The organism is Streptococcus suis, assembly GCF_019794615.1.
Taxonomy (GTDB): domain Bacteria; phylum Bacillota; class Bacilli; order Lactobacillales; family Streptococcaceae; genus Streptococcus; species Streptococcus suis_AI.
Map to the genome: position 1 here is coordinate 55,312 of NZ_JAIMDU010000007.1, position 14,518 is coordinate 69,829.

Below are 14,518 nucleotides of genomic sequence, written 5' to 3' on the forward strand. Positions count from 1 at the left end.
GCACTTTTATATCAAATGCCCAGGATTACGATTATTATTCACCGTATTTTTGCTCAATTGCATCCTTGATTGTTTTTAATGCATCAGCGGATGCTTCTTCAGGAGTTTTAGAACCAGATACTACATCAAAGTACATAGATGCTGAAGGTTCCCAAACTTCTGCCATTTGAGGAATATTTGGCATTGGTTTTGAACTAGTAAATTGATTGATTACAGCTTTTGTTAAGTCATTTCCTTTTTCAGAAGCAAATTCTCGTGCAACAGTATTTGCAGGTATTTCTTGAGTTTCCTCAAAGAATTGTTTTTGATTTTCGCTATTTGTTACATAATCAAGAAAATCTTGAGCCACTTCTTTATTTTTTGAATAATTTGAAATTACCCAAGCCTTACCGCCTGCAAACGGACTATATTCATTGCCATTCGGTAGTGTAGGGATTTTAGCAACACCGTAGTTAATTCCAGCTTCTTTAAAAGAAGCAGCAACCCATGGACCATCGATTAGTGCACCAACTTTCCCTTGGATAAATTGATCCGATGCAAAACTACCTGCTTTGGTCATGTCTTGCATCCCTTTAGGCCACATTGCATACCATGACTTAGCATATTCTAGGGCTTTAAGAGCATCTCCTGATGCAATACCAACATCACTTGGATCAGTTCCATTATTTCCAAATGCATATCCACCATATCCTGCTGTCAAACCATATGCGTAATAAAAATTAGTCCAGTTCGCCAAGAAACCAGTTGCGGTTCCTTCTTCTGTTGGAAAATCAAACTCAGGGTTGTCTTGTAACTTCTCTAAATCTGCAAACGTTTTCGGTTCCTCATTTACCTTATCCTTGTTATAGTACAAAACAAGTGTTTCAATAACAGATGGCTCACCATAAGCTACACCGTCAAGTTCCACTAAACTTTTTACAGTTTCATCAAATTCATCTTCATTCCCCAAGCTAACTTCTGCAATATGACCTTCAGATCCTAACCCTCCTACTCTATCATATGGTGCCATCATTACATCTGGTGAAGTACCAGTAGGTCCATCAATAGGTAGGTTAGTTAGAACATCACTCTGGTCAACTTCTTTTACTTCTAAAGTAACATTATGTTCTTTTTCAAAATCTCCTTTAATTCCATTAATATAGTCTACATAAAGTTTATCGACAGCAACAGTTAATACACTATTCTCTGTTGATTCCTCTACTTTTTTTTCTTCTGATTTACAAGCGACAAGTGATAAAACAGTTGCTGCCATTAATGTAACAGTAGCAGTTTTTTTAATATTTCTTCTCATTATTTTACTCCTATTCTTATTGATTCCAAATATAATAGTCCGTATCAACTACACCAGTACTGTCCACTGATGATGTGACTTTTCTATTTTGTATGCTATCTTCCCATACAACATTTCCATTTGCATCTTTTTTAATAAATTTAAATTCTATTTCTTTTCCAACAGGAACACTGACTGGCAAATACCAATCTGGATAGTTTGGTGTCATAAAAGCCTCAGAAGCTTTATTAACATCCCAGTTTCCTAATTCAGGAATGTTACCGACTACATAAATATTTTCTCCAAGTTTAGTTTCAGCTTTTACATGGAAAATTATTTGATTTTGATCACCAGATAACACATTATATTCAAATGGATTACTTATCCCATTCTGACCTATAACTGTAATAGAATTATAACCAGGCTCTACACCTTCTGGAACCATTACTGTTATTTGATTATTTGTTTTATTAATAATTGGTGTTTCAATATCATCAAATTGAACAGATGTAGCAGAATCAAAGCCACTACCGTAGATATATACCATATTTCCGACTCTACCCATTGTAGAAGTCACATCACCAATTTGCACAGTATCGTAATTGTCAACTGTTTTACTCCAAACACTAACTTCTCCCCCACTTAATTCAATGTTTCCAATTACCCCACCTTCAACAAAAGTTTTTGAACCACCCAACAATCCGTTTAACTCATCTTGGTATTCTCCATTCGGAAGGTTTGTCGGAATATTTGAAATCGTAAAGGATTTGTCTGGCTGCCTATTTATTGCTACTAAGACAATATTATCAAAAAATTTCCTTTCAAATACAATAACGTCATTATCACTATACATAACGTTAGTTTCCCCGTATGCTAGAGCATCATTATGAATTCTCAAATCTGACGCTTTTTTAATTAATTGATAAGCCTCAGTATCTGTATTAAAACTGCTTTCAGTTTCCAAGAATACACGTCCGGATACATCACTTGCATCGCTAGGTATAATATATTGCTCTGTTCCATAGTATATATTTGGAATTCCTCTACTCATTAACAATGCTGCTAAACCTGCATTATAAGCTTTTTTATTTTGTTGGATATAGCCAAATCTCGTTACATCATGATTATCAATAAAAGTTACGGCTTGGTTTTCATATTCGTAATCTTTCTGAGTATAACTCAACATGTTGGCAAAATCAGACATTGGCTTTGAGAAATCACCGAAAGTTGAAGTCAACGATCTATACATTTCAAAATCCAAATTGTTTACACCAGTTTGCTTAGGAAAATTAATGTAATCACCATATTTTAAATCAGGACGTCCAATAAAGTATTCACCAAAATGTGTAATTGTATTAATCGTAGAAACACTATCTTTTAAGCCTTTAACAAAAGCTGGATTCATATGGAGCGTAGCATCATGTCGTAAGCCATCTATTCCTAAATTTACCCAAAAATTCGTGGCATTTTCTAAATAGGAAACAACTTCTTGATTTTCTTGTGAGAAATCTGCTAAGGAACCCAAATCTTTATTCCGATATGCCCACCTGCTTTCATCCCCAGCTCGATCTCCAAAATTATGAAACCATCCATTTATGTCATTGTTAGGATCAGCTATTAAATTCTCAATTATTCCATCGTTGTTGAAATCATATGGTTCACCATTGCCATCAAATGCATATTCTCCATTTGACATTTTATCTGGCTCATAAAGTTTTCCATCTTCAGATTGAAAATTTGCAGTTGGATTTTGAGATCTACTTGTATGATTCGTTACAAAGTCAATTATCAATTTAATATCATTTTTGTGTAATTCGTCCCTTAATTCCTTAAACTCATTTAAAGTACCAAAATGTTTGTTCGTTGCAAAATAATTTCTAACATGATATCCATGAAAACTAGTCCAACGATTAAGTGACCCATCAGCTTGATAATCAATTATCTCATCATCACGATTAGAATATGGAGCGGAAATCCATACAGCAGTAATCCCCATACCTTTCAAATACGGAATTTTATCAATAATTCCTTGCCAATCACCTCCTTGATATAATTTTAAATCGCTACCACTGCCATCAAATAATGACTGGTCAAACCCTGTAGGTATATTATTATCTTTATTACCATCAACAAATCTGTCCGTAATTATTTGGTATATCGTATCTTTCGAAGTTACAGGACCAATTGAAGTTAACTCAGATGCACTGACTATTCCAGTATATCCTGGTAAAAAAGTGGATGACAGTAATAATGATGCTGCAGTTAGTTTAACAAGTTTACATAACTTAGTATTCATACATTCTCCTATTAAATATACATAATACTCACAACTATACAATTTACTACTCTATCTAAAATAACCTACATAATTGCAATTAAGTCATATTATTTTCCACCTTTCTTCAAAAATTTGTTTGTTGTTAAAATTATTGGATCTCTACGACAATTAATCTTATTATCGTGTACTGCAATGACACTACCATCTATTTTGTTAATATAATTACCATCTTGGAGCTCTACATCAATAACACCCGCTTTTCCTTTTAATGATGCAAACAACATCGTAACAAAATCATTGTGATAATATTTTATTATTAGAATATCAAGTGTATCAATTGGAACCAACTCACATACTGATTCTTCTGGAATTTCATCACGTAAATGTTTTAACTGCCTAAGAAAAAACCACAGATTAGTACCCGACTCGGTAAAATCGATAACATCTTTTTCGAACAAATTTGGTAAATGTTCAGAACCTACTTCTTGTCCATTATAAATCAAGGTGCACCCTTTTAAAAATAACGAAACTGCTGTCCAGCCTAGTAAACCTTTTTTACTGGTTACTAAACTTGCTATGCGAGGCTGGTCATGGTTTTCCAAAAATCTCATTTTAATGTAATCACTTGGATAGATTGCTTCTTGCATCTGAATAGCCTCAACATACCTACTTAGTGCTATATCGTTATTTAAATAGCTATTAAATATATGCCTGATATCATAATCATATGTGATATCAAATACCTCATATAATTCTCCATCACTATGTGCTATCAAGTTTTTACTTCTCATGTATCGAATAAAATTATGATCGATACTTTCGGCCAACCAAATACAATCGGGTTTTATTTCATTTATTGCTTTACTAGCTTGCTTCCAAAAGTCCAATGGTATTAAGGATGCAACATCACATCTAAAGCCATCAACTCCATTCGCAATCCAGTATTTCAAAATATCGATTTGATAACTCCATAATTCCCGATTCGAATAATCCAAATCTATGATATCTGTCCAATCACCAACTTTATTACCAAATTCACCATTTGGTTTTTTATAAAACCATTCTGGATGCTGTTTGACCAAATCTGAGTCAAGAGCGGTATGATTGAAGACAATATCAATTATTATTTTCATACCATTTTCATGCACAGCATCACAAAGTTTTTTAAAATCTTCAATAGTTCCATATTCATTTGCTATTTCTTTATGGTTTCGAATTGAATATGGCGAGCCAAAACTACCTTTTTTCTTTTTAATCCCGATTGGATAAAATGGCATAAGCCAAATAATATCAACTCCCATTTCTCTAAGATTATCAAGCTTATCCTCAACTGCTTTAAAAGTTCCTTCCTCAGAAAAATTTCTAACAAAAACTGAATATATGATTGAATTATTTATTGATTTACTATTTTTCAATAGCATTAGAGTTTCCTCCTATTACTTGAACTAATAGACCATCTCTACTAAGTAGTAACTCTCTTCCAAATTTTATTAAACGATCTGATAAAACTATGCTTCCATTTGGTTGTATGGAGATATCATAATTTGATGAGTTAAAATATGCAATTAATTTCGTATCGTTATCGTAATAAGTAACTCTTATCACATCCTGATCTACAATTTCTATTTTTTGATGACCAAAAGTTATCAAATTTGAATATTTTTTTCTAAGTGTAATAATTTTTTTTACGAACTTGTAAAACTCGTTTTCATTTGAATACTTTTCCCATGGCATAACTCTACGACAGTCCGGATCCGGTCCTCCAATCATCGCCAATTCTGTTCCGTAATAGATGCATGGAGTCCCAACCTGCAAAAAAAGGAAGAGAAGAGCTGCTTTAACTCGTGATAATTCTCCTTGTGCAGTTGTTAAAATTCTCTCTGTGTCATGAGAATCTAGTAAGTTAAACATTACTTCAGTAACTTGACGTTTATAATAAAATGACTGAGTAGCAAGATCAGAAACAAAATTTTCTACACTTTTTTTTCGTTTTAAAAAATATTCTTTAATGCTTTCAGATAGTGGGTAATTCATCACAGCATGAAACTCGTCTCCATTTAACCATGGTTGTGATGAATGCCATATCTCACCCAATATATATAAATTTGGTTTAATTGCTAAAACAGCCTTCCTAAAATCTTTCCAAAATTCATGATCAATTTCATTAGCGACATCTAATCTCCATGCATCTATATCAAAATTTTTTACCCAATATGTCGCAATTTCAAGAAGATATTTCTTCACTTCGTGGTTAGATGTATTTAATTTCGGCATTCCTCCTTGAAAGGCAAAAGCATGATAAGTCAACTTTCTATTATTAATTAGATTATTAGTAGTTACTGGAAATTTTTGGATATGAAACCAATCTTTATACTTAGAATTTTCTCCATTCTCTATAACATCTTGCCATTGTTTCGAGGAATATCCAATATGATTAAATACAGCATCTAACATAATCTTGATTCCTCTATTATGTGCTTCTTCGATTAATTTTTTAAAAAGTGATTTATCACCGAAATGCTTATCAATTTCAAAATAATCTAATGTATCATATTTATGGTTACTTGGAGATTCAAAAATTGGACAGAAATAAATTCCGGTGATTCCTAAATCAACCAAATAATCTAATTTATCTAGTACACCTTGTAAATCCCCACCAAAAAAATCAAAATTTCCTGGCTTAATTGAATAGTCCCAAGGTTTAACTTCCTGAGGTGAAATATCTTCATTACCATTACAAAATCGTTCTGGAAAAATTTGATACCAAATTGTATCGCTCACCCATTCAGGAACCTTACAACGGTCAATTTCATGGAAATAAGGCAATCTAAACCCATTCATAAAAAAATTCAGATTATCTAAACTATAGGGAACCGGCCCCCTATCACCAAATAAAATTCTCTCTGAACCGTTTTTAACTTCAAAAATATACTGAATTCTGGCATGATCTACCTGTACAAATATTTCCCAATAATCGAATAAAGAGTCACTTAGCACTTTGAACATTTTTTCCGAATATTGATAAGAATCTTCAAAGAAAATTACAGAATCTCCATAATGTAAAATTATCGAAGATACATCATCTCTTTTAGTTTTAATTCTAATATGCATAACATCACGTTTGTACAGATATGCATATTCAGAGTCAGGTCTATGAGTGATTGAAGATAAGTCCATGTACTAACCTCCTCGGAAATCGACAATGTTAATATGTTAAATCGGAATGAGTACGCTTACATTATAACACTTTTTATTTTTTTTGCAATCGTTTTCGTGTAAAAATTTAAAATTTTTTACACAAATAATAACGAATTTATAGGTAAATTTAGCAAATAATGGAAATATTTAGCCATTTCAACAAAAATTATTATTTAGTTTATAAATATTTCTAGATTTAATAATTCAAGACAATCCAATATTTGAGAAAATGACGAAATCGATTGCATTTTCAAATTTTACTTCATTTCACTAAAGTTTAATATTAATGTGCTAAGTGAAGTCATTAAGTAAAACTTTTGAGAAAGAGACCCCACAAAAAAAAATAAATAAATAAACGGCTTACTGCGTAAACCGTTTTGGAAGGAAGAATAACTTATTAATTGTTAATTTATAAAAATAAAATATTTATCTAAATACAAAATTTATATTGTTATTATATTCTCTTTTTAATTACTTTGCAAGAGTTTTGTCATAAAAAATAAGCATTTATCAAATAGTTTAGAATCGTCGACAAAATTATACATATATACATTATGCTTTGCTTTTTTCCAATTCACTTTAATCATTTTTGGGAAAAAGTCATCCATATACCGACGGTCCCAATCTCCAACTTTAAAAGGTCCCCCGGACCTTGATATAAAGAAAACTGCCTGCCGGCAGTTCCCATTTCCAACCTAAAATGAGGCGTCAGCCTCATTTTAGCCACCCAGATATGCTTTTTTGACTTCTTCTGAGGCGAGGAGTTCTTTTCCTGTTCCTGTGAGGACGACTTTGCCTGTTTCGAGGACGTAGCCGCGGTCTGCGATGGCGAGGGCTTTGTTGGCATTTTGTTCAATCAAGAGGACGGTTGTGCCTTGTTTTTGAATATCTTGGATAATATCAAAAATTTCTTGAATAAAGATTGGTGCTAGTCCCATTGAAGGTTCATCAAGGAGCAAGAGTTTTGGTTGGCTCATGAGAGCACGTCCCATGGCCAACATCTGTTGCTCACCACCTGAAAGAGTTGCCGCATCTTGGTTCTTACGTTCTTCCAAACGTGGGAAACGAGCGAATATTTTCTTCAAATTGGCTTGGTTCTCTTCACGATTATTGCGTAGGAAGGCACCCATCTCCAAGTTTTCCATAACAGTCAAACCTGCAAAAACATGACGGCCTTCTGGAACTTGTGATAAACCATCTGCTACAATTTTACGGGCCGGAACTTTTTGAATCTCATTTCCCAGGAAAGAAATCGTTCCTGAAGATGGACGAACAAGTCCAGAAATGGTACGAAGGATGGAGGTTTTACCTGCACCATTGGCACCAATCAAGGTAACGACCTCTCCTTCGTTTACTTCAAATGATACATTTTTTACCGCCTCAATGACGCCATAATGTACCGATAAATTTTCAACTTTTAACATTGACATTAGGCTTCACCTCCGAGGTATGCTTCAATAACACGTTTGTTGCTACGGATTTCTGCAGGAGTTCCGTGCGCAATTAAACGGCCATATTCCAATACATAAATTCGCTCTGTAACTTCCATAACCAGACTCATATCATGTTCAATCAACATAATCGTGATGTTGAATTCTTCCTTGATTTTACGGATGAGTTGAGTCAATTCTGCTGTTTCTTGTGGGTTCATACCAGCCGCCGGCTCATCCAAGAAAAGAATTTTTGGTTCAGTCGCAAGGGCACGAACGATTTCCAAACGTCGTTGTTGACCATATGGAAGGTTTTTAGCTAGAGTATCTGCATCGCCATCCAAATCAAAAATTTTCAAAAGTTCAATCGCCTTTGTTTTCAGGGATTCTTCATTCTTATAGAAAGCTGGAAGACGGAAAAAACTTGCAAAAACTTCAGCTTTCCCATGGTTGCCAAGACCAATCAAAACATTTTCTAAAACGGTCATGTTTTTAAAGAGTCGGATATTTTGGAATGTCCGACCAAGACCAAGTGAGGCAATTTTTGATGGTGCTTTACCATTTAAAAGTGTACCAGCAAGAGTGATTGTACCTTCGCTCGGTTCATAAACTCCGGTTAAAAGGTTAAAAAGCGTTGTTTTACCAGCACCGTTAGGTCCGATAAGCCCAACCAATTCTCCTTCATGGAGCTCCATGGTTACATCACCAACAGCAGTTAGTCCACCGAAGTTCTTGGTTAAATCTTTTACTTCAAGTAATACCATTACTTAACCTCCTTCTTCTTGAGTAGAGCTGCTACGCTAAATTCTTTGGTTCCTAAAAGACCACCAGGACGGAAGATCATCAAGAGAATCAGTGCCAATGAGTAAATGATCATAGAAATATCTGAATAACTCTTCAAGAAGACATTCAAGATTCCCAGTACAATAGCTGCTACAAAGGTACCTGTGATAGAGCCCAAACCACCCAATACAATGACAATCAAAATATTCACTGAAGTCATAAAGGCAAAGTCTTTAGGAACAATTGTACCAACATAACCTGCGTGGAGACCACCTGCAATGGCTGCTGTCATTGCACCGAAGACAAAGGCTGAAACCTTAACAAATGTTGGATTGACACCTACAGACTCAGCCGCAATTTCGTCTTCACGAACTGAAATCGTTGCTCTTCCCATTGGACTACGTAAGAAGTTTACGGTTACCAAGGTTGTGATAATAACAAAAATATAAACTAATGGCCAGCTTGTAAAGAGTGGAATAGACATGATACCAGCTGCACCGTTGGTAAGACTTCCACCGTTGATAATCAAAATACGAATGATTTCAGCAACACCAAGAGTCGCAATTGCAAGATAGTCACCCTTTAGGCGCAAGGTTGGGATACCGACCAACAAAGCAACTACACCTGAAATCAACATTCCAACAACCAACGCAACAGCAAATCCACCGTAAGATGGCATCATTTTACCAATAATCCCGACAGAATATGCTCCAATAGCCATAAAGCCAGCATGACCGAGAGAAAATTGACCAGAGAAACCAACAATCAAGTTCAAACCGACTGCCAAGATAATTTGAATACCGATTTGTTGAACAATTTGGATATAGTAAAAGTTTAAAATCCCTGCTGCAACAAGACCTTGAATCAGACCAAAACCAGCTAATAAGATAGCCAACCAAATCGCATTAACTTTTAAATTTTGCTTCATGGTTACACCTTCTCTTTCACATTCTTACCAAGGATACCACTCGGACGTACCAAGAGGATGATAATAAGCACAGCGTACACGATTGCATCACGGAATGTATCTAAACTAATCACATAGGTGAAGGTTTCAATAATACCGATAACAAATCCACCAAGAGCTGCACCTGGAATAATACCAATACCACCCAATACCGCAGCAACGAAGGCTTTCAAACCTGGTGTCATCCCCATCAAAGGCTCAATTTGGTTGTAATAAAGGCCTAAAAGAACACCGGCTGCACCAGCAAGGGCTGATCCGAGAGCAAAAGTAAAGCTGATTGTACGGTTTACGTTAATCCCCATCAACTGTGCTGCATCACTATCAACTGAAACCGCACGCATGGCTTTCCCCATTTTTGTACGCTTCACGATTAATTGCAGAGCGATCATCAAGAACAATGAGACACCAAGAATAATCAACTGAATATTGGTTACAGAAACTGGACCCAAGTGGAAGGTTACTGCCTCAATTGCTTGTGGGAATGCTTTAACATCAGCTGAAAAGAACTTAATCATAGTGTATTCCAAGAAGAAAGAAACACCAATAGCTGTAATCAAGGCAGCAATACGTGTTGAATTTCGCAAAGGACGATAGGCCAAAAACTCTATTACAACACCGAGAATAGCTGTTCCTACCATTGCCAGAATAAGTGCAATAAAGAAACGAGTTCCTCCATCCCCAATAAACGTTAAATTATTTAATAGAAAATACCCCATAAACGCACCCATCATGTATAGGTCACCGTGGGCAAAGTTAATGAGTTTGATGATTCCGTACACCATGGTATACCCAAGGGCTAATAGTGCGTAAACAGAACCAAGAATCAAACCATTGACAAGTTGTTGAAGCATAGGTTCACCAATCTTTCTAAATATTTTTCAAGCTCAGTAAGCATTATTGCATTATACAAAATTTTCTGAAAATAAGCAAGTTCGAATACCATTCATCAACCACATAAGGGGTAAAATCAATCTGAGCTAATCAAACAGTTATGTCCACTCAAAAAGTCTGCATTGATTCCTTAAAATTCGTATGATCAATTTGTACAAACAGAAGAATAAATACTTTCTAAGCGATATAGCAAAAATAACATAATTTGAAAAAAGAGGGAAATCCCTCTTCTATCTTTTTATTAGTCAACTGAAATTGTATCCACTGAAGATTGTTCACCATTTGTCAAACCAACAACATAAACTGATTTCACAACATTATGGCTTTCATCAATAGACATGGTACCAGTTACACCTTCGAAGTCTTTCAAAGCTGCAAGGTTATCTTTCACAGCTGCTGAATCTTTTGCACCTTTCGCTGCTTCTGCTGCCATATAAACTGAGTCATATGCAAGAGCTGAGAACATTGATGGCTCTTCGTTGTATTCTTTCACATATGCATCGTAGAATGCTTGTGCTTTTTCACTTGCTGATGTTACAAATGCTGAAAGGTAGTAAACATTTGAAGCTGCTGAAGCTGTTGCCAATTCAGTAAATTGTGGAGAGTCGAAACCGTCTGAACCAAGGATTGGCTGTTCGATACCAAGACCACGCGCTTGTTTCACAATTGTACCAGTTTCATTGTAATAACCTGGCATGATGATAGCATCGAATTCTTTATCTTTCAATTTTGTCAATGCAGCTTGGAAGTCTTTATCACCAGAAGCAAATGTAATTTCTGAAACAATTTCTCCTGTGTAAGCTTTCTTGAAGGCCTCAGCTACACCTTTACCGTAATCAGATGAGTTGTCAAAGTAAAGAACAACTTTCTTAGCTGACAAGTTTTCAGTAGCGTACTTAGCCATGATTTCACCTTGGTATCCATCTGTAAAGGTTGTACGGAAGAAGTATTCTTGTACCTCACCTTTATCATTTTCAACCAAGTTTGTTTGTGTACCTGAAGGAGAAATCATTGGAACACCTGCTGAAGTCAAAGCTGGAATAGATGCTGCTGAAGCTCCTGATGTAGCAGGGCCGATCACGACGTTTGCACCCTCACTCGCTAAGCTTGTTGCAACAGTTGCAGCTTCAGCGGTTTCAGATTTATTGTCTTTTGTGATAACTTCAATCTTTTTGCCATCAATACCACCAGCAGCATTGATTTCTTTTACTGCAAGGTTGGCACCATTTTCTTCTGTCTGACCATAAGATGAAACAGCACCAGATAACTCCAAGTTATAACCGATTTTAAATGTTTCCCCAACAGTTGAACCAGCTGCGGATGTAGTGGTTGTTGAAACATTGCCACAGGCAGCAAGGAGAGCTGCTGAAGCAAATGTAGCGATTGCTACTGCAAATTTTCTTGTTTTCATGAAAATACCTTAAAACTTTCTTAAATTTAACATGTATCTAATATACAGAATTATCTGAAAATTGTCAATACAAATGATCAAAATTTTTAAAAAAATTAAACTTTTAATAATTCCCCAAATAATTCACAAAAAAAGCCATCATTACTGATGACTCCATATTACCATTATGACGATATGTGAGCTGGCTCTGGCTTATCAATCGGTTCACGCCATAGACTACCTACAAAGTTTTGATCCAATTCTTTAATATACGAAGGAACTAATTTTTTAACAAACTTCTCTTTCTTTAGTTTTGTAATGGCCACATCTAATTTATCTTGATCCATATAGACAAGAACATAGCGTAAGCGTTTGGAGTGATAGACGATATCTCCGTATTGATTTAATTTACGGGCATCACGGTTATAATGTAAATATACTGTTAAACTAATCCGATCTTTCTTCTCAAACATGTCAACTCCTCTAAAATTGATTCTTCCTATATTATACCGCTTTCAATTAAAAATGAAAAGCTCCAACAATCAAGTCGATCGCCGGAGCATGTAAGAATAATTTTTGAGAAACAACTTTACTTAGTCTTTGTATTATCCATAATTTGGTCGATAAAGCCGTATGCCAAGGTTTCTTCAGCAGACATCCAATAGTCACGCTCTGCATCCTTATGGATTTGTTTGACTGTCTTACCTGAATTATCCGCCAAGATTTTTTCTAACTTGTTACGAGTTTTTAAGAGGTGTTCTGCTGCAATTGCCATGTCAGTTTGCTGCGTACCACCACCAGTTCCGCCCATTGGTTGGTGAATCATGTATTCTGCATTAGGAAGCATGAAACGTTTGCCTTTTGTACCACTTGAAGCAATGATTGTTCCCATACTTGCTGCAGTACCCATTACAATTGTCTGTACGTCTGCTTTAATGAAGTTCATTGTATCCACGATGGCAAGACCTGCAGAAACAGAACCCCCTGGTGTATTTACATAGAGATAAATATCTTTTGTTGGATCTTGTGCATCTAGGAAAAGCAATTGGGCAATGATCGAATTGGCCATATTATCCTCAACCTGACCTGTCAACATAATGATACGGTCTTTCAGCAAACGTGAATAAATATCATACGAGCGCTCACCGCGACTAGTTTGTTCAATAACTACTGGAATCATAAATTTACTCCTTTTCGAGATTTTCTTTTCCCATTATATAGGAATAGTCAAAATTGGTCAAATAAAAAACACGATTTAAAACCAGAAAAAAAGAAATCAGCTTAACTGATTTCTTACGGAGATTATTTAGTACCGAAAAGGCGATCACCAGCATCTCCAAGACCTGGAACGATATAGCCTTTATCATTGAGTTTTTCATCCAAGGCTGCTGTAAAGATATCGATATCTGGATGTGCATCTTGAAGTGCTTTCACACCTTCTGGAGCGGATACCAAGGCAACAAATTTAATATTTGAAGCTCCACGTTTTTTCAAGGAATCCACTGCAAGAATTGCTGAACCACCAGTTGCTAACATTGGGTCTACTACCAAGATATGGCGTTGATCAATATCTTCTGGCAATTTCACAAGGTATTCAACTGGTTGTAAGGTTTCTTCATCGCGGTACATACCAATATGACCAACTTTAGCAGCCGGAACCAAGCTAAGCAAACCATCGACCATACCAATACCAGCACGAAGAATTGGCACAATAGCTAATTTCTTACCTGCAATTTGTTTTTGAACTGTTTTTGTAATCGGTGTTTCAATTTCCACATCTTCAAGTGGCAAGTCACGCAACACTTCGTAGCCCATTAACATGGCAATTTCATTGACCAACTCACGGAAATCTTTTGTAGAAGTTGTTGTTCTACGAAGGATAGACAATTTATGCTGAATGAGTGGGTGTGAAATGACTTGGAATTTACCCATGATGATAAAACCTCTCTTTTTTGTTTTTTCTATTTTACCAAAAATTCAAGAAAAAAGCTCGTGAATGTTGAAAATTATCTTATTTTTTGAGAACGATTGCCTCATACGGTCTCAATAATTGTCCAGCCAAAAATGCAGCCTCTTCGTAATTATGCATAAACAGGGAATATCCCTCGCTCGATACTTCGAAGGCTTGCTCATCACTTGTGAAATTTACCAGAATGATGAAATCATCCTGTTCATCATATTTACGGTAAGCCATTACCGAGCTATTCCCGACTTTATCACTTAATTTTTTAATAAACCACTTCAATTGCTTGATATAATTGAATTTTTCAACGATTTTTTAAACCTTTTTCTTGTGTTGTACGGCGTTGTA

13 protein-coding genes are annotated in these 14,518 nt (G+C 35.5%); all 13 read right to left on the reverse strand.

The window, feature by feature from the left end:
- Window positions 1–34: 34 nt before the first annotated feature.
- Complete coding sequence (locus K6V43_RS03205; protein ID WP_222381615.1) at window positions 35–1,291, reverse strand: extracellular solute-binding protein; 1,257 nt, start codon at window positions 1,289–1,291, stop codon at window positions 35–37.
- A gap of 16 nt (window positions 1,292–1,307) precedes the next feature.
- Entirely contained in the window at window positions 1,308–3,566 is a 2,259-nt protein-coding gene (locus K6V43_RS03210) for an alpha-amylase family glycosyl hydrolase (protein WP_222381618.1), read from the reverse strand.
- An 89-nt stretch (window positions 3,567–3,655) separates the two neighbouring features.
- Window positions 3,656–4,969 carry an alpha-amylase family glycosyl hydrolase gene (locus K6V43_RS03215; RefSeq protein WP_222381620.1) on the reverse strand — a complete coding sequence of 438 codons (1,314 nt, stop codon included), beginning with the start codon at window positions 4,967–4,969 and terminating at the stop codon, window positions 3,656–3,658.
- Window positions 4,953–6,725, reverse strand: coding sequence for a glycoside hydrolase family 13 protein (locus tag K6V43_RS03220; RefSeq protein WP_222381623.1), 1,773 nt, complete (start codon window positions 6,723–6,725; stop codon window positions 4,953–4,955). The genes K6V43_RS03215 and K6V43_RS03220 overlap by 17 nt, the downstream gene beginning before the upstream one ends.
- Before the next feature lie 740 nt (window positions 6,726–7,465).
- On the reverse strand, window positions 7,466–8,176 hold the full coding sequence (locus K6V43_RS03225) for an ABC transporter ATP-binding protein (RefSeq protein WP_024391940.1): 711 nt from the start codon (window positions 8,174–8,176) through the stop codon (window positions 7,466–7,468).
- The gene (locus tag K6V43_RS03230) at window positions 8,176–8,940 is read right to left on the reverse strand and encodes an ABC transporter ATP-binding protein (protein WP_024391941.1); all 765 of its coding nucleotides are present in this window, start codon (window positions 8,938–8,940) and stop codon (window positions 8,176–8,178) included. The genes K6V43_RS03225 and K6V43_RS03230 overlap by 1 nt, the downstream gene beginning before the upstream one ends.
- Window positions 8,940–9,887, reverse strand: coding sequence for a branched-chain amino acid ABC transporter permease (locus tag K6V43_RS03235; RefSeq protein WP_222381625.1), 948 nt, complete (start codon window positions 9,885–9,887; stop codon window positions 8,940–8,942). Before K6V43_RS03235 ends, K6V43_RS03230 begins: the two co-directional genes overlap by 1 nt.
- A 2-nt stretch (window positions 9,888–9,889) precedes the next feature.
- The gene (locus K6V43_RS03240) at window positions 9,890–10,777 is read right to left on the reverse strand and encodes a branched-chain amino acid ABC transporter permease (RefSeq protein WP_024391943.1); all 888 of its coding nucleotides are present in this window, start codon (window positions 10,775–10,777) and stop codon (window positions 9,890–9,892) included.
- Window positions 10,778–11,058: 281 nt separating this feature from the next.
- Complete coding sequence (locus K6V43_RS03245; protein ID WP_024404851.1) at window positions 11,059–12,228, reverse strand: ABC transporter substrate-binding protein; 1,170 nt, start codon at window positions 12,226–12,228, stop codon at window positions 11,059–11,061.
- Between the two features lie 164 nt (window positions 12,229–12,392).
- Window positions 12,393–12,680: a DUF2129 domain-containing protein gene (locus K6V43_RS03250; protein WP_024404850.1), complete on the reverse strand. Its 288-nt coding sequence runs from the start codon at window positions 12,678–12,680 to the stop codon at window positions 12,393–12,395.
- A gap of 116 nt (window positions 12,681–12,796) precedes the next feature.
- Complete coding sequence (locus K6V43_RS03255; RefSeq protein WP_228380341.1) at window positions 12,797–13,408, reverse strand: ATP-dependent Clp protease proteolytic subunit; 612 nt, start codon at window positions 13,406–13,408, stop codon at window positions 12,797–12,799.
- Window positions 13,409–13,509: 101 nt separating this feature from the next.
- Window positions 13,510–14,139, reverse strand: coding sequence for a uracil phosphoribosyltransferase (upp, locus tag K6V43_RS03260; protein ID WP_024391947.1), 630 nt, complete (start codon window positions 14,137–14,139; stop codon window positions 13,510–13,512).
- Window positions 14,140–14,218: 79 nt separating this feature from the next.
- Window positions 14,219–14,401: a hypothetical protein gene (locus K6V43_RS03265; protein WP_222381629.1), complete on the reverse strand. Its 183-nt coding sequence runs from the start codon at window positions 14,399–14,401 to the stop codon at window positions 14,219–14,221.
- Window positions 14,402–14,518: the final 117 nt, after the last annotated feature.

Coding starts and splice junctions, on each gene's coding strand:
- K6V43_RS03205 (WP_222381615.1), bottom strand. CDS start 1,291: ATGAGAAGAAATATTAAAAAAACTGCTACTGTTACATTAATGGCAGCA.
- K6V43_RS03210 (WP_222381618.1), bottom strand. CDS start 3,566: ATGAATACTAAGTTATGTAAACTTGTTAAACTAACTGCAGCATCATTA.
- K6V43_RS03215 (WP_222381620.1), bottom strand. CDS start 4,969: ATGCTATTGAAAAATAGTAAATCAATAAATAATTCAATCATATATTCA.
- K6V43_RS03220 (WP_222381623.1), bottom strand. CDS start 6,725: ATGGACTTATCTTCAATCACTCATAGACCTGACTCTGAATATGCATAT.
- K6V43_RS03225 (WP_024391940.1), bottom strand. CDS start 8,176: ATGTCAATGTTAAAAGTTGAAAATTTATCGGTACATTATGGCGTCATT.
- K6V43_RS03230 (WP_024391941.1), bottom strand. CDS start 8,940: ATGGTATTACTTGAAGTAAAAGATTTAACCAAGAACTTCGGTGGACTA.
- K6V43_RS03235 (WP_222381625.1), bottom strand. CDS start 9,887: ATGAAGCAAAATTTAAAAGTTAATGCGATTTGGTTGGCTATCTTATTA.
- K6V43_RS03240 (WP_024391943.1), bottom strand. CDS start 10,777: ATGCTTCAACAACTTGTCAATGGTTTGATTCTTGGTTCTGTTTACGCA.
- K6V43_RS03245 (WP_024404851.1), bottom strand. CDS start 12,228: ATGAAAACAAGAAAATTTGCAGTAGCAATCGCTACATTTGCTTCAGCA.
- K6V43_RS03250 (WP_024404850.1), bottom strand. CDS start 12,680: ATGTTTGAGAAGAAAGATCGGATTAGTTTAACAGTATATTTACATTAT.
- upp (WP_024391947.1), bottom strand. CDS start 14,139: ATGGGTAAATTCCAAGTCATTTCACACCCACTCATTCAGCATAAATTG.
- K6V43_RS03265 (WP_222381629.1), bottom strand. CDS start 14,401: ATGGCTTACCGTAAATATGATGAACAGGATGATTTCATCATTCTGGTA.